This window comes from Priestia sp. JV24, from assembly GCF_025910025.1.
In the GTDB taxonomy this organism is placed as follows: Bacteria; Bacillota; Bacilli; order Bacillales; family Bacillaceae_H; genus Priestia; species Priestia megaterium.
The window spans coordinates 594,280-610,290 of the sequence record NZ_JAPCIN010000015.1; the positions used below are offsets into that span (position 1 = coordinate 594,280).

The 16,011-nt window shown below is 36.6% G+C and carries 16 protein-coding genes, 1 tRNA gene and 1 riboswitch; of the genes, 12 read left to right on the plus strand and 5 right to left on the minus strand.

Annotated elements, in window-relative coordinates; genetic code table 11:
- Nucleotides 1–146 precede the first annotated feature (146 nt).
- Nucleotides 147–225: riboswitch (ZMP/ZTP riboswitch) on the plus strand.
- Nucleotides 226–393: 168 nt separating this feature from the next.
- From OK414_RS12350 to OK414_RS12360, 3 genes are all read left to right on the plus strand, one after another.
- Nucleotides 394–1,593: a phosphoglycerate dehydrogenase gene (locus OK414_RS12350; protein WP_263045645.1), complete on the plus strand. Its 1,200-nt coding sequence runs from the start codon at nt 394–396 to the stop codon at nt 1,591–1,593.
- A gap of 123 nt (nt 1,594–1,716) precedes the next feature.
- Nucleotides 1,717–2,178 carry a hypothetical protein gene (locus OK414_RS12355; protein ID WP_234943181.1) on the plus strand — a complete coding sequence of 154 codons (462 nt, stop codon included), beginning with the start codon at nt 1,717–1,719 and terminating at the stop codon, nt 2,176–2,178.
- Between the two features lie 855 nt (nt 2,179–3,033).
- Nucleotides 3,034–3,183, plus strand: coding sequence for a hypothetical protein (locus OK414_RS12360; protein WP_013057122.1), 150 nt, complete (start codon nt 3,034–3,036; stop codon nt 3,181–3,183).
- A gap of 117 nt (nt 3,184–3,300) precedes the next feature.
- On the opposite strand, the gene OK414_RS12365 is transcribed toward OK414_RS12360, so the two are convergent.
- Nucleotides 3,301–3,372, minus strand: a tRNA-Ala gene (locus OK414_RS12365).
- Between the two features lie 106 nt (nt 3,373–3,478).
- Entirely contained in the window at nt 3,479–4,027 is a 549-nt protein-coding gene (locus OK414_RS12370) for an HD domain-containing protein (protein WP_034651962.1), read from the minus strand.
- Between the two features lie 225 nt (nt 4,028–4,252).
- Here OK414_RS12370 and OK414_RS12375 point away from each other — a divergent pair, with 225 nt between their 5' ends.
- Together OK414_RS12375 and OK414_RS12380 are read left to right on the plus strand one after the other, a co-directional pair.
- Nucleotides 4,253–5,554: a GH25 family lysozyme gene (locus OK414_RS12375; protein ID WP_263045646.1), complete on the plus strand. Its 1,302-nt coding sequence runs from the start codon at nt 4,253–4,255 to the stop codon at nt 5,552–5,554.
- Between the two features lie 181 nt (nt 5,555–5,735).
- The gene (locus OK414_RS12380; RefSeq protein ID WP_228307756.1) at nt 5,736–5,966 is read left to right on the plus strand and encodes a hypothetical protein; all 231 of its coding nucleotides are present in this window, start codon (nt 5,736–5,738) and stop codon (nt 5,964–5,966) included.
- Between the two features lie 150 nt (nt 5,967–6,116).
- Here OK414_RS12380 and OK414_RS12385 read toward each other — a convergent pair whose 3' ends face one another.
- Nucleotides 6,117–7,016, minus strand: coding sequence for a DMT family transporter (locus OK414_RS12385; protein ID WP_034651957.1), 900 nt, complete (start codon nt 7,014–7,016; stop codon nt 6,117–6,119).
- 135 nt (nt 7,017–7,151) lie between these two features.
- Between OK414_RS12385 and OK414_RS12390 the strand changes: the two genes are divergently transcribed.
- The 5 genes from OK414_RS12390 to OK414_RS12410 all read left to right on the plus strand — a co-directional run bounded on the left by OK414_RS12390 (nt 7,152) and on the right by OK414_RS12410 (nt 13,306).
- On the plus strand, nt 7,152–8,585 hold the full coding sequence (locus tag OK414_RS12390; protein WP_263045647.1) for a PLP-dependent aminotransferase family protein: 1,434 nt from the start codon (nt 7,152–7,154) through the stop codon (nt 8,583–8,585).
- A gap of 511 nt (nt 8,586–9,096) precedes the next feature.
- Complete coding sequence (locus tag OK414_RS12395; RefSeq protein WP_074897392.1) at nt 9,097–9,729, plus strand: hypothetical protein; 633 nt, start codon at nt 9,097–9,099, stop codon at nt 9,727–9,729.
- 138 nt (nt 9,730–9,867) lie between these two features.
- Nucleotides 9,868–10,713, plus strand: coding sequence for a DUF2971 domain-containing protein (locus tag OK414_RS12400; protein ID WP_263045648.1), 846 nt, complete (start codon nt 9,868–9,870; stop codon nt 10,711–10,713).
- Between the two features lie 65 nt (nt 10,714–10,778).
- Nucleotides 10,779–10,976, plus strand: coding sequence for a ChaB family protein (locus tag OK414_RS12405; RefSeq protein WP_013083246.1), 198 nt, complete (start codon nt 10,779–10,781; stop codon nt 10,974–10,976).
- A 395-nt stretch (nt 10,977–11,371) separates the two neighbouring features.
- The gene (locus OK414_RS12410; RefSeq protein WP_263045649.1) at nt 11,372–13,306 is read left to right on the plus strand and encodes an alkyl/aryl-sulfatase; all 1,935 of its coding nucleotides are present in this window, start codon (nt 11,372–11,374) and stop codon (nt 13,304–13,306) included.
- Nucleotides 13,307–13,315: 9 nt separating this feature from the next.
- On the opposite strand, the gene OK414_RS12415 is transcribed toward OK414_RS12410, so the two are convergent.
- Nucleotides 13,316–13,471, minus strand: coding sequence for a hypothetical protein (locus OK414_RS12415; RefSeq protein ID WP_168797083.1), 156 nt, complete (start codon nt 13,469–13,471; stop codon nt 13,316–13,318).
- A gap of 198 nt (nt 13,472–13,669) precedes the next feature.
- On the opposite strand from OK414_RS12415, the gene OK414_RS12420 reads away from it, so the two are divergent.
- Both OK414_RS12420 and OK414_RS12425 read left to right on the plus strand, forming a co-directional pair.
- The gene (locus OK414_RS12420) at nt 13,670–14,962 is read left to right on the plus strand and encodes a Glu/Leu/Phe/Val family dehydrogenase (RefSeq protein ID WP_263045650.1); all 1,293 of its coding nucleotides are present in this window, start codon (nt 13,670–13,672) and stop codon (nt 14,960–14,962) included.
- A 238-nt stretch (nt 14,963–15,200) separates the two neighbouring features.
- Nucleotides 15,201–15,761 carry a nitroreductase gene (locus OK414_RS12425; RefSeq protein ID WP_263045651.1) on the plus strand — a complete coding sequence of 187 codons (561 nt, stop codon included), beginning with the start codon at nt 15,201–15,203 and terminating at the stop codon, nt 15,759–15,761.
- A 44-nt stretch (nt 15,762–15,805) separates the two neighbouring features.
- Here the strand turns inward: OK414_RS12425 and OK414_RS12430 are convergent.
- The coding region (locus OK414_RS12430; RefSeq protein ID WP_263045652.1) for a hypothetical protein at nt 15,806–16,011 on the minus strand (206 nt) is incomplete at its 5' end.

Below are 16,011 nucleotides of genomic sequence, written 5' to 3' on the forward strand. Positions count from 1 at the left end.
TCACTCTTCTTGTTTAACATGTATTAGGGTATTTGTCAATACATTAGGAGATTCATCAAAGAGATTAAAAATTAGACTGAAAAAAGCAAACTTTTAAAAAAAGGTTGAACGTTCTGAAAGAGTTTGCTAGAATATACTTAATTTCAAAGACTATATGTGACTGGCGAAACGCGGATAACCGTGAGGAAGCATATAGTGACGTAGCCGTTCGCCTGGGCAGAGGTAAGGGATTAATACATATCTCTTACCTCTTTCTGTTTAGGGGGAGAGGATATAGAAGTTATCACATATGTAGGCTAAAAAACCAGACTTTTTAAAAAATTAAAAATGAAGTTCCTTTATCCAAAGGTAAAAACATGTAAAACTACGATGATAATCAGAGGAGAGTACAAAATGAGCACATTAACATTAGAAAAAGTACAAACAATCAAAACTTTAAACAACATTGCACAAAAAGGTCTAAATGTTTTTAATCAAGAAGGTTATCAAATTGACAACGACAGCGAAAATCCAGATGCGATTGTCGTGCGTAGCTTTAACATGCACAGCATGGCATTTGACCAAAATTTAAAAGCTATTGCACGAGCTGGAGCAGGGGTTAATAATATACCGGTGGACGCTTGCACGGAGCAAGGTATCGTTGTATTTAATACGCCAGGAGCTAATGCAAACGCAGTAAAAGAAATGGTTTTAACTACAATTATGGCTTCTTCTCGTAACTTATTTGCTGGAGTTGAATGGACAAAAAAATTAGATGGCCAAGGTGATCAAATTCCTAAATTAGTTGAAGCAGGTAAAAAACAGTTTGTTGGAAAAGAAATCAAAGGTAAAACGTTAGGTGTTATTGGTTTAGGTGCAATTGGTGCTCTTGTAGCAAACGATGCGCTTGATTTAGATATGGACGTAATTGGTTTTGATCCATTCATTTCTGTTAATACAGCTTGGAATTTGTCTCGCAACGTACAGCGTGCAATGTCTCTAGAAGAACTATTTGCAGCATCTGACTATATTACGGTTCACGTTCCATTAACGGACGATACAAAAGGGGTTTTCAATAAAGAAACGTTCAGCATCATGAAACCGGATGTTCATATTTTGAACTTCTCACGCGGTGAGCTTGTAAACGAAGAAGATATGAAAGCTGCTCTTGAAAGTGGAAAAGTTGGACGATACATTACAGATTTCCCAAATCAAAATGTCTTGAACATGAAAAATGTTGTGCCAATTCCTCATCTAGGGGCATCAACTCAAGAATCAGAAGAAAACTGTGCGGTAATGGCAGCACGTCAAGTGAAAAATTTCTTAGAAACAGGAAACGTTAAAAACTCAGTGAACTTCCCGAATGCATCTCTTCCTTACACTGGGAAAAAACGCGTAGCTGCTTTCCATCACAACGTGCCGAATATGGTAGGACAACTTACGCAAGTATTCTCAAACTACAATTTAAACATCGCAGATATGGTGAACAGAAGCCGCGGTGAATATGCGTATACAATGATCGATATTGACAATCAAGTAAGTGACGAGATTGTGCCTGAGCTAGAAGAAAAAATCGGTCAAATTGAAGGAATTATTACAAGTCGTATTATCTAATTTGGTTCCCGTCATATTTTAGTGTTACAGCCCTAACTTAGAAAAGTTAGGGCTGTTTTTACATGGTGTTTACCTCATATCAATTCCTTCATTCTCATAGCATATAGAAATACCTTTAAAGAGGTGAACGTTTTGACAGGAGAACTGATAGGAATTTTGATAGGGTCGCTCATCGCGCTGGCAGGAACATTCATTACGTCTGTCGTAGCTATAGTGATGTCGAAAGAGCAATACAAACAAGAGCTTCGCAAAGCATTTATCCAAAAGAAAGTTGATGCCTATACCCATGTGTGTCAAGTTATTCTAGCTATAAAAAACGATTTACTTACAAAAACTGTTTCTTCAGCTGGCTTAAACTGGACGGCTCAATCTATTAACGAACTAGCAGATGTGTGTATTACGGAAGGTCTATGGATCGATGAAGAAGACAGCAAAAAGCTGGAGGTTCTGCAGAAGCAGCTTTCAAAATTTGTATTTGATGAAATAGAACTGTCTAGACATGATATTCTCACAGCCTGTTATGAAATTGTTGAATATTGTGAAAAAAAGGTAAGGATTCTTCATTCTATGACTACAAAAGAATAGGTGATTACTACTTTAAGAAGTGATAGTAGAAGTATTAAAAAAGCATCGGTCTTAACGATTGTATAAGAAGTGTATGAGCTATTTCATATTTCATACAGTTCTTAACAAACAGTAAGTGTTTATGAAAAGAACTTTGCAGCAGCATACAAAGTTCTTTTTTTATAGCTTGCGTTTTTTCGTTTGATTGTGGATATCACTCAAGAAAAACAAAGCAAGCAAAAGGATAATTCTAACTACACAAGCCATTTGAATGGTATTTAAGGATGTTGATAACTAAGGGATTAAAGCGATAATACATAAAACTAAGCTACCTAGTACAATAGCAAAACGAATAACGAATAACAAAGACGACTGTTATAGAACGAATGCCACATACAGCTGATATACTAATCACTTCTTTGTAGAATGAAATAACTTTTTTGTCCAGGGGATAAGCATGCTTAACATCTCACGTTAATGTCTACATTCACATTATCTTAAGTTTCAATTCATACTGGCTTCATATAAATTAATCATACTGAATGTATTAATGAAAGATATGAGGTGGAACAATGTTAAAAAAGCTTGTTAAACTATTTACACAAGAAACCGAGATATCTAAAGATAAAGAAGTAGATCTTCACGAAGAGAACGATTTTAACGAAGTTTGTGATGATCATTTCATTATAGATGAGTATTAGAAACCCTATAAAATGCTGCGGAATTTAAAGAATTGATTGAGTATATCCGTATAACCAGTAATTGCACAAGGGTCGTAAAGGTATACTTTTACGGCCGATTAATATTGATGAATTGCTTTTTACATGAAACAATGTGAAAAAAATGGGCATCCTAGAAGCAAAAGGAGGGGATAGAATGGGCAAAGAACCAAATGATGAAACAAGTGAAGGGCTGAATCAGCTTTTTGAAATCATCAATGCAAAAGGCGACGAGGGTGAACTTAGAGAAATTGTCAGCAGGAGCAGTGAAAAGAATAATCATAAAAATCATGAGGATCAATCGTAAAAAGAAAATAAAAAACCTCTTCATGGAAATCATGAAGAGGTCAGATGAAATAGTATTGCAACCATTCCATCCTGCAGAGTTTTAAAGTGTTTTAAACTCTTGATACGACTGGTTTTATGGAACTGATGGGATTCGAACCCACGACCCCTTGTCTGCCAGACAAGTATTCTCCCACTGAACTACAGTCCCGATTATGTAGAGCCTTTATTGCGTGTTGACTCTACTATATTTTAATACGTATGCCGCGCGTTCGCAATAGTTATTTTCAGTGTTTTCTAATTTCTTCATATGAATATTAACTTTTAAAAAAATCATTTACTTCTTGTTTATACGTATAAAAAAAACTTGGAATTTGGCTTGGTTCCAATCCTTGTGCAGCGTATTTGCTGATGGATTCGTAGTACCATTTCTGCTTTTCGAATCCTCTTTTAAAGCTATTCCAAATCGTATCTCCTTGCTGATCGTAGCTTTCTTTTAAAGACCGTAAATTGTCTAATTTGTCTGCTACAATTAAAGATTTCACTTCAAGAGAACCAGTTTTCACAATTTGAATTGTATGCTGTTTACGTTCTTCCCAGCTTTTTGATTTGTTTTCTGTATGAGCTTCAACAATCCCCGCTACCTCTAAACCAAATCTTTGTACAATTTCTTCGAGTGTTACACTTGTATCTTCTACAGCATCATGCAGATAAGCTGCTGCAATTACTTCTTCACTAAAACCTGCTTTTTCTAAAATATTACCTACGTTAATAGGATGAACAATATAAGGTGTATCAGACAGCTTGCGCATTTGGCCGCTATGAGCGTGTTCTGCATATCTACGTGCTTCTTTTATTAAAGACATCATATTCCTCCACTTTTTATTCAGTATATCTTCATATTATTAGTATAAACGAATATAGCTTTCCTCACTTTATAAAATTGCAAAAATTCATTTCTTATAATAAGGGAAGGCTACCAAAATCCCTTCTTATTGTAGTTTTTTTATAAAGCCTAATATCTATTTAATAGGCCTGTATCAGTTGCCATTTCCTTTTTTATTCATAGTTTGTATGAAGGAGTGATAGCAATGCAAAACCGTAATAGTCAAAATATTAAGGTCATTGATGTTTCTCATCACAACGGAACAATTGATTGGGCAAAAGTGGCGTCGGATGGTGTAAAAGGCGCGTATATTAAATTAACAGAAGGTACAACCTTCTTAGATAAAAAATCATATGATAATTATATAGGTGCAAAAAATGCAGGTCTACGTGTAGGCTTTTATCACTTTGCTCATGCTGATAATGATCCCATTGCAGAAGTTAATTTCTTTTTAAATAAATTAGGCAGCATGAAGGTTGATTTGCCTCATTGCTTAGATTTGGAAGAAAATAAAGGGAAAACAAAAGCGCAGGTCACAGCCTTTGCAGTTAGATGGATGGAGTATATTGAAAGGAAAACAAGCATTACGCCTATTCTTTACACGGGGTATAGTTTTATTAAATCCAATTTTACAAGCGCTGTGGCAAGATATCCGCTATGGATAGCTCGTTACAGTGGAAGTAACCGTTCTAAGGGATTTGTTAACCCAGGTGATACGGCGATTTGGGATAGATGGTCTATGTTTCAATATACAGATCAAGGAAAAGTAAACGGGATTAAAGGCAATGTTGATATCAATGAAATGAATCTGGATTTCTTTAATAGTATTAATACAGGCGTGACGGTGGTGGAAAATAATAAGCCATCAGCACAATTGCAGCAAGGTGATAGCGGACTAGCTGTAAAAGAACTGCAGCAAAACTTAATTAGATTAGGATTTGAACTTTCCCAGCAAGGAACCGATGGTCAATACGGCAGCGAAACTGTTGCAGCTGTTAAAGCTCTTCAGGAAAAGTATGGATTAACGTCAACCGGAAAAGCTGATGAGAAAACATTAGCTAAAATGATGGAACTCCTTAAAGGTGTAAGTAATCCTATAGAAGAATCGTTACCAAAGGTTACTTCACTCGGAGATAAATATTCTTTTCAAGTAAAAGCGAAGAAGGATATTGGAGTCTACAAATATGCGAATATAACAGAGAATTTTAGAACTATAAAAAAAGGCACGGTATTTAGCGTATATGGCTATACGAATGCAGCATGGGCTGTTCCAGGCGGATTTGTGCAAATGAAAGACGTAGAACCTATCCCAATTACAATTAAAACAGGCGGATTAAGTAAAGACATGGAAACAGAGTTTCGTGCTTTCTTAAAAAATGAAGGAATTGACAGTGAATTACACGTACATGCAATAGGTAATCCGTCAGCTGAACTCACAGCAGCTGGACTGGATTTGGTAAAAGTTAAACAGTTTTTAGATAAAAAAGGCTGGTACTACAAGCAATAAACTCCCGCTCCGAAGAGCGGGGGTTTATTTTGGTATTTTGTAAAAAAAGAATAGCAGAGATCAATTAAGTAATTAAAATATGTTCTAAATAACAAAACAGGTGGTAACAAAAAAGTTTCTATGTATAGTTCACCTCTAACAGTCATATTTTTAGTCAACGGCTCATGGAGGGTGAATGAATATGAAAAATACGCAGATTCGAATTGAAACACTATCCTATCACTATGAAAACATTATGGTGAATGATGAAGTAGAGCGTGCGATAAAAAGTATCGAAGTGACGTATCGAGCATATAAACATAACCACGTTTTAAACGGACATGTAGTACTTTCAGGAGAAGAGATTTACGATCTTCAGCAGCTGACTCACGCAGTGGCTGGAAAAATAAAAGCAGAATTAGAAACTACATAAAAAAGCGCCTTTCTTTAAATCTTAAACCAAGATTAAAGAAAGGCGCTTTTTTATTAATTAAATTGCAAAAAGAAGAAATTAAAGTATGTTCTAAATAAAATATATAAATAAAAAACATATCCTCTAAGAGAATTCCTTAAAGCGTACACATTATCTTTGCATTGTGAACTTTGTCTCTTTTACCACTACTTTTCTTTTACTGTGTGTAAGCAACACGCCGCATAACGTAATGATGCTTCCAATAATGGAAGCTGCACTCGGGATATCTTTTAAAAGCAGCCACGCTAAGAAAAAGGACAGCGCAGGAGTTAAGTAAAGAGAAATGGCAGCCTCAGCAGAACCTATACGCGATGTCAGATAAGCGAGTACCATATAGGGAATAACGGTTGGAAATAATCCTAAATATGTCACGCTTATCGCTGATCTGACAGAGATATGTGCAAGTTCTGTTTCTAACCCAGGTAAAAAAACAAGCATAGAAATTGTAGCCCCCCAAATACTGTACGTCACAAAAGAAAGGAAACCATACTTTTTTAATAAATTTTTTTGACATACTATATAGATGCTTTCTGCAAGGGCAGCTAGCAGAATCAGTAAGATTCCATTAACTGAGTGTACAAAGTTCTCTTGGCTGAAGGTTAAAAGTGTAATACCCGCAAAGCTTACTGCAGATCCAATCCATTTTCTTTTTCCGAACTCCTCCTGAAAAAGAAAAATAGCTAAAAGTGAAGAAAAAATAGGAGTAGTCGAGACCAGTAAACTCGCAATACCCGCACTCACCGTTTTTTCTCCAATGTTTAATGCCGTGTGATATACGGTAAAACCTAAAAAACCGAGTGCTAAAAGAAGTGGAATATCTTTTATATCAGGCAAGCGCATGCGTGTGACTATTGCAATAACTAGCAGCACTAAAGAAGCAATACTTAACCGAACAAAAGCAAGGTGCTGAGGAGAAAACGATTCCAGCCCTATTTGAATAACTGGAAATGCTGAAGCCCATAAGCTAATCATCAGTATATGTAAGAACACCAAACTACACGTTAATTTCATGCTATTCATCTCCATTTTTCATTTTGAATCCAACCAGTATCTATTGTGGTTCCCATGTTAATAAACATTTGATAAAATGTCTTCAACCAGTTTAAAAGCAATTAACCCAACCACTTTAAAAACAGGAGTAAGTGTATGAATCAAGAGAACAGTTCGAGTTATCCAAAATACAAGCAAATCATTGATTTTATGAAAGAGAAAATTGCGCGCGGAGAATGGCCGATTGGAAGTAAAATTCCTAGTCAGCGAAAGCTTGCTGCTATGTTCGATGTTAACCGAAGTACGATCATCACGGCATTAGAGGAATTAACAGCGGACGGTTTAATTAAAGGTAAGATGGGAAAGGGAACAACTGTTATAAATAATACATGGACACTTTTTGCTACGACTCCGCCCGATTGGAATGTTCATGTGAAATCAGGTATGCATCGTCCGAGTCAAGCAATGGTACAAGATATTAATGAATCCGAATTTAACTCAAATCTTATTCAATTAAGCAAAGGAGAGCTTTCACCTGACATATTCCCTAAAGATAAAATGAAATACGCCGTAGAAAGAGTAGCAGAAAATATGGAGGTTCTGGGATACGAAGAACCAAAGGGTTATTTTCCTTTACGAAAAGAGTTAAGTGCATATATGAAAACAATAGGGATTGAATCTTCTTCAGATTCTATTTTAATTGTTTCCGGCGCTCTTCAAGCTCTTCAGCTTATTTCAATTGGACTGCTGCAAAAGAACTCTTCGGTTTTGTTAGAAAAACCTTCTTATCTATACTCCTTACATGTATTTCAATCAGCTGGAATGAACCTCAAAGGTCTTGCTATGGATGAGGAAGGAATAAAAGTAACAGCTATAAAACGCGCCGACCCTCAAGAAGGGCAAGCTATTTTATATACAAATCCATGTTTCCATAACCCAACGGGAACATTAATGTCCTCAAAAAGGCGTTACGATTTGCTGAAAGAATGTGAGGAACATCAGCTTCCTATTATTGAAGATGATTTATACCGCGAATTATGGCTAAATAAACAGCCTCCGTTGCCATTAAAGGCTTTAGATAAAAATGGACACGTGTTATATGTTAGCAGTCTTTCTAAAACATTAAGCCCGGGATTACGTATCGGATGGATAGTCGGCCCAGAACCAGTCATTGAGCGTTTGGCGGATATTAAAATGCAAACAGATTATGGATCCAGCTCATTGTCTCAAAGAGTGGCAGCAGAATGGTTTAAAAATGGCTTATATCAACAGCATATGGAAACGGTACGAACAGAATTGCGAACAAGAAGAAAAGTTATGCTGAATGCTTTAGAAACATATGCAGGAGATGTAGCGACATGGACGAATCCTGAAGGAGGCTTTTTTATATGGGTGCATATTCAACCTTCTATTTCAATGAAATCTTTATACTCTCGTGCTTTAAAAAGAGGAATATTGCTTAATTCCGGAAGTATCTATGCACAAGAAACCGGCAGTTATCTTCGGCTTTCTTACGCCTATGCTTCTTTACCAGATATCGATAGAAGCATTAAAATTATTGCTGAACTTATTCGGGAATTGCAAGTATAATAAAAAGGAGTAGTGGATTACCCACTATTCCTTTTTATTTGTATCAAGCTCTTCTTCCTATAAAAAACTCCAAGTAACAACTGACTATATATTCCCGTCTATAAATACATGTTATCTTTTATGACAAAAATAAGTTAAGAAAACTTTTAATTTGCTTTCTGTATGTTTTACATATAAATCGTGAATGGTTTTAACTACGTAATCATTATCAAACATTTTCAACACCTCAATTATTGTTAAGTTTCCTGTTTGTTATAGTTTATGAAATAATCAGAAGCATATCATCCGCCATCAGCTGTAACTTTGCGGTTCATCTTTTACAACTAAAGGCTGAAATGTACGCTCATGATTGAACGCACGAATAACAGGATATGCAAAAAAATGAAAAGTGTGCACGTTTTGTTTTAAAAAAGGTATATCTTTAAAAAAAGAAAATTGTCACACACATTTATGAATATGTATCTACTAAGTAAGAAGACTTTTTTAGTTGGTGGGATTGAAGGTGAAAAAGATGGATGAATTATTTAAAGATCTTGATGTGTACAGGACGCAAGAAGAAATGAAGCAGTATTTTGAACATACGCAGAAAATGATTCATCAAAACAGAGAATATATAAAATTAGCCCGACTTAAAAAAGGGCGTTTCAAAAAGTTTTTTGAAGAGTTTTATCCGCTTTATTGCTTCAGCCAATCTTCCTATTGTCCGAGGAATTCAAAATTGAAGCTTATTATTGGAAGTCAAGGATACGACGGATTAATTCTTCAGCCGGATGGTACTGAAAAACGAATTGAAATTACTTCTTACAAAGATGGGAAACTGGAATTTGAAGATGCACAGAGGGTGAATTCAGGAAATTTTGCTCTACCCCGTATCCAGACGGAAGGTTCTGTAGAAGAGTATATAGAAAAAGTGCTAGAAAACATCCAAAAAAAGAGCAAAAAAGATTACAGTGGAGCATCCATTCTATTTGTTGTACACACGTTTCATTATTTTGAAGCCTACGGAAAAAGTTCAGCTGCCTTTATTCGTACCTTAAAAAAAGAAATGAAGAATACTGATTTTCGAGCGGATAAAATTTATTTATTGGAATTAAATCAGCCAGAAAGTGAAAGTGTTAAGCAAAACATTCATTTCATTAAATAAGAAGACACGCTGCAGATGTTGAGGCGTGTCTTCTTTTCTGATAAAAGAACTCTTTTAATACAGGTGGATAATTTTGAAAATTTCAACAATTAAGTGCTATAATTCAAGTATGAATATGCATTCAGAGGAGGAAAACCGATGGATTTAGCTTATAGAGATAAAGCTTACGAATATGCCAAAAGATTCGAATCTAGCTATGACGATTATGATGAACGCTATAAGGTGCACAATAATCCGACGGTGTGGCGATTTATGCCGGTGTCTGATTTTCAAGATTTACTGGAAACCAATGCGCTTTTTTTCGCAAAACCTGATGCATTTTCGGACCCCCTTGAAGGATGCTTTTCAATGTGGAACATAGAAGAGTTAAGAAAAAAAGGCGAACGTCATAACCGTACCTCTAGAACCTATATAAGAAAAATCCATGAATTTTCTGCTGTTTCATCCTGGCATATCAATGATTACGAAGCCGCTGGAATGTGGGATCTATATTTAAAGGGGAATGATGGCATAGCTATTAAAACCACCTATGAAAATTTATTGTGCAGTATTAAAGATTTACGCTATAAAATCTTCTCTGGCAAAGTGCAGTACATAGACTTCCAAAAAGAAATGGTCAGTCACTCTGTATATGACACGTTATTTTACAAGCGCAAATCCTATCAGCATGAAAATGAATTGAGGCTTGTTATTGTAGCAAGCCGTATACACGCTTGGAAGCTGCAAAAGCTATTCGAAATTCAAGGTATTTCCGCAAATCAATGGCAAAAACGAATGGATATCCTTGAAAAAAGATCGTATGAGTTTTCTCATGAGCATGGTAACCTCCTGACATGTAATTTACATCAGCTTATCAATGAAATTTACGTATCACCAAGAAGCGCTCAAAGCTGTGTAGATGAAGTAAAATCCCTTGCTAAAAAACACGGACTCGCTTATAAAAAGGTCACTCAGTCCGACTTGTATAAGGACTATATTTATTAAATGTTTATGTTATTTGAAAACAGGTAAATCAGTAGTAAAAGATGTTTTCAAGGAGGAATACGATCATGCCTTACAATTCATTAAAAGAACTGCCGGATGGAGTAAGAGATAATCTTCCTCATCATGCTCAGGAAATTTATAAAGAAGCATTCAATTCAGCAAGTGATGAATACAAAGAAGAAGCTACCGCACACAAAGTCGCTTGGAACGCGGTGAAAACGAAGTACAAAAAAGATGATAATGACAACTGGGTGAAAAAATAGAGACAAAAGAGCCTAACCATAATGGATTTATTATTTTTTGAAAAAATCTCCGAATTAGGTTTCAATTATTTTTTCGAGGGTATACACTCTATGTAAGGCCAATACAAGAAAGGAGAGACTGTACACATGCATTGTTTTACAGCGACTTCAAGAAACGTATTGAGCACCTTAGAAGGAAGATTTGTTTTGATTACAAAAGGCACATTGGTAAACAATCGTTATACTAAGTGCTAGGCTGTCTAATTAAGACAGAATACTCCACTATTCAAACATAAAATTAAGTATAAAAAAGAAGATGCGTTCTAAGCGCATCTTCTTTTTTGTTAACTCTATTTTCCCTCCCTTTTTGTACTTCGTCTTATTTTTCCGCATAAAGTAATAAAAAGGAGGGGGTTATGCTGTTTGATTATGAACAGGAGTTAACGATTCACCGAAAAGATGCTACTCAAAAGACGGCAGCGACTAATGCTGATACTTATAAAAACATAGACTGGGAACAAGTGAAATCAGAAAAAAATCTTGCCGATTACCAAGCTCTTGTACGCGTACCTTTTCCTCTGATTTTCAAAAAAAATCAGCTGTATCCTGTATGGAATTTAAGAAAGTACGCTTTTTTATTTGAACAATCTACACCTGCTACTGTCCACCCTAAACTGTGGGAACAAGGAAAATTAAATGTACAAGCCGGCTTATATCAAGTAACTGAAAATATCTTTCAAGTAAGAGGCTTTGATATGGCTAATATTACATTTGTTAAAGGGAAAACGGGATGGATTGTTATTGATTGCTTGACGTCAAGAGAAACAGCAGAAGAAGCGCTTAAACTAGTAAACCAGAACTGCGGGAAGCGTCCTGTTAGAGCCGTTATCTTCTCACATTCACATATAGACCATTACGGTGGAGTTTTAGGAGTATTACCTGACTCAACACAAAATAAAACTAGTAAAGTTTATGCTCCTGCTGGGTTTATGGATGCGGTTATCGATGAAAACGTCACGGCGGCAACAGCAATGACACGAAGAAGTCAATATATGTACGGTATTCAACTGCGACGCGATGAAAAAGGCTTAATTGACAACGGTATCGGAAAAGAAATTTCATTTGGAACAATCACGCTTATTAAAGGCATAGAAGAAATCCGTCCTTCCGAACATCATTCTTATGTAAGTAAGAAAATTGACGGCGTCTCATTTCAGTTTCAGCTTACGCCAGGAACGGAAGCGCCTGCTGAAATGAACATCTATATTCCTAGTGAAAAGTCTCTGTGTATTGCAGAAAACTGTACGGCCACTCAGCACAACCTCTATACGCTCAGAGGAGCAAAAGTAAGAGACGCAGCGGCATGGGCAAGATACCTGCAGCAAGCAATCGATTTATTTGGCCAAGAACTAACAACTGTATTTGGGGTACATAATTGGCCAAGGTTCGGAAACGAGTCGTCCATTACATATATCGAAAATCAACGAGATGTTTATCAATATATTCATGATCAAACATTAAGGCTCATGAATCAAGGATATACCATTGATCACGTCGGCCGAATGATGAAGCTCCCAGAAATCTTATCTCACGAGTGGTATACCAACGGTTTTTATGGAACGGTTAACCACAACGCAAAAGCGGTTTATCAGCGCTATATGGGCTGGTATAACAGCAATCCTGTCGATTTAAATAAACTGTTTCCTGAAGAGTCAGCTAAGAAGTACGTAGAGTATATGGGGGGAGCGGACAACATTATCAAAAAAGCGCAGCGTTGTTTTCAACAAGGCGACTATCAATGGGTAGCTGAAGTGACCAAACAAGTTATTTACGCTGATCCTCACCATGTAAAGGCAAAACTTTTATGTGCAGACGCGCTTGAACAATTAGGGTATATAGCGGAATCTGGCCCTTGGCGAAATGAATATTTAACAGGAGCCAAAGAACTTCGTTTAGGTAATATACCGCTGCCTGCCAACATTATCACAAAAGAAGTATGGGATACACTTCCTTTAAAAAACATCTTAGAACTATTTAGCATTCGTGTAGATGGATTAAAGGCAGGTGGATGTAACTATCGTCTATTGTTTGTCATACCAGATCGTAATGAAGTAGCTCTCACAGAACTTAAGCATGGAATCTTTAGGTATCTCGGAGATACGCGAAAGAAAGCTGAGGTGACGGTAACGATGTGGCAAGATACCTTATATCGACTCACAACTACAAATGATCACTTTTATAGCTCGGTCATATTTGTTCAAGGAGATAAATCAAAATGGGATTTCTTTTTGTCTTGTCAGGATTCTATCGATCCAAACTTTAACATTGTGACACCTGTTTCTAAAAAATAGAGCATATGATTACAGCTCAGAAAGCACATCGTTGACTTTTTGTTCAAAGCAGCTGTCGCATGTGAATATTTCTTTTTCTTGAAAAGATGTTAGCCTTTCTCCGCAGATGGAACAGCATTCTATACAGTGATTGTTTCGCTCTTGTTCTTTTCTTTCACGTAACATAGCACTTTCCTCCTTTGCAGTATAAATAGTTTGTCTTATTTCTTTAAGTATATACTAATATCAGCCTATGCAGGGAATATAAGGCTTGCTAATGCGGATTATTTATAATATAAGAGTGTTGTAAAGCACCATAAGTTGGCATAGGAATTGCATGTTAAATCGTTGAGAAAATTCAATGATTAATATGGGGTGAACAGAATGTCCATTACAAAAACAGCTAGTGAATTAAAAAAAGAACAGCAGCAAGAACAGGAATCACTTAATTTATTTTTATCTACTCAAACAGTTATTCAAGAAGCGCTTCAAAAGCTAGGCTATGGTGAAGAAGTATACCATTTATTGAAAGAACCGCTGCGCATGATGACGGTTCGCATTCCGGTTAAAATGGATAACGGATCGGTAAAAGTATTCACCGGCTACCGCTCTCAACATAATGATGCTGTCGGGCCTACTAAAGGAGGAGTACGTTTTCATCCTGAAGTAAATGAAGAGGAAGTGAAGGCATTATCCATTTGGATGAGCTTAAAATGCGGAATTGTCGATCTTCCATACGGCGGTGGTAAAGGCGGAATTGTATGTGACCCAAGAAACATGTCTTTTGGTGAACTAGAACGACTCAGCCGCGGCTATGTAAGAGCCATCAGTCAAATAGTTGGGCCTACTAAAGATATTCCTGCACCGGATGTCTATACAAACTCTCAAATTATGGCGTGGATGATGGATGAATATAGCCGACTGCGCGAGTTCGATTCTCCTGGTTTTATTACCGGAAAACCTATCGTACTCGGAGGATCTCAAGGACGCGAAACTGCAACGGCTAAAGGAGTAACCATTTGTATAGAAGAAGCTGTTAAGAAGAAAAACCTTAGCTTGCAAGAAGCGCGAATTATTATTCAAGGCTTCGGAAATGCCGGCAGTTTTCTCGCTAAGTTCATGCATGATGCAGGAGCAAAAGTAATTGGCATTTCAGATGCATACGGAGCTCTTTATGATCCGCTTGGTCTTGATATTGATTACCTGCTTGATCGACGCGACAGTTTTGGTACCGTAACGAATTTATTTACCAATGTGATGACAAACGAAGAACTATTAGAAAAAGAATGTGATATTTTAGTGCCCGCAGCCATTTCGAATCAAATTACGGTTCGCAACGCTCATCGCATTAAAGCTTCTATTGTAGTAGAAGCAGCGAACGGACCGACTACGCTTGAAGCTACGCGCATTTTAGATGAAAAAGGCGTGCTTTTAGTGCCAGATATTTTAGCGAGTGCTGGAGGCGTAACGGTTTCATACTTCGAATGGGTGCAAAATAATCAAGGCTACTACTGGTCTGAAGAGGAAGTAGCTTACAAATTACGCAAAGTAATGGTGGATTCATTTGAAACGGTCTATCAAATCTCTCAAGAAAATGACGTAGATATGAGACTTGCTGCTTACATGGCAGGAATCAAAAAATCAGCTGAAGCTTCGCGTTTCCGCGGCTGGGTATAAGATGAAAAAACGATTTGGACTCTATGTTCCAAATCGTTTTTTATTTGCCTGAACTGCCAAATAATTAAAAGAAAACCTGCTAAAAAAACAAACACGCTTAAAAAATTGGCATATTTATTTATCGCAACCCGGATGATGGCAAAACATTTGACAGTGAGAATGATTTTCAATTATTCTATATATAAGATATATACATACCTATACTAATAAATTGAATGTAGAAAAGGAGAAAGAAAGCATGAGCGTATTAGATATTATTAAAGCCAGAAGAACGATTGGGGCTATGCAAGACAAAGACGTATCAGAAGATGCTATTAACCTTATGTTAGAAGCCGGGACGTGGGCTCCTAACCATAAAAAGACAGAGCCTTGGAAATTTCGAGTGATTACGGGGGATTCACGCGTTCGTTTAGGAGACGAAATGGAACGTATTATGAAACAAAAAACGGCTCACCTAAGTGAAGAAGAAGCGTTGAAAAAAACAACAAAAGCTAAAAAAGGCCCGCTTCGTGCTCCTGTCATTATTGCTGTAGCAGTCAGTCCTTCAGGAAAAGTGCCTGAAATTGAAGAAATCTCTGCCGTAGCGGCAGGCATACAAAATATGCTATTAGTAGCGGAAGAACAAGGTTTGGCTACAATTTGGAGAACCGGTGAAATTGTCTATCAGTCAGAACTGAATGACTTTTTATCTCTAGAAGACGGAGATAAGCTCTTAGGCTTAATTTACGTCGGTCATCCTAACAAAGAAGCTTCATCAAAACGTATTCCGTATCAAGATAAAACGATTTGGTATCGTTAAAAGGTTTTTCCTGTGTTTCTATAAATAAAAGGCAGCAGCTCAACTTATGAGCTACTGCCTTTTTTATTGTTTTTGAAAAGTGGCAAAAGGAAACTTAAATCAATGCTTGTAGTTAGCGCTTTTTTATTCTCATACGTAAGTCGAAAAATATCTGGACAAGATCTTTCTATAGAGCTTACTAATGATAATAAGTGACTTCTCATGTAGATATAGTAGAATACTATAATATTAATAAACCCCAATCTCTTTG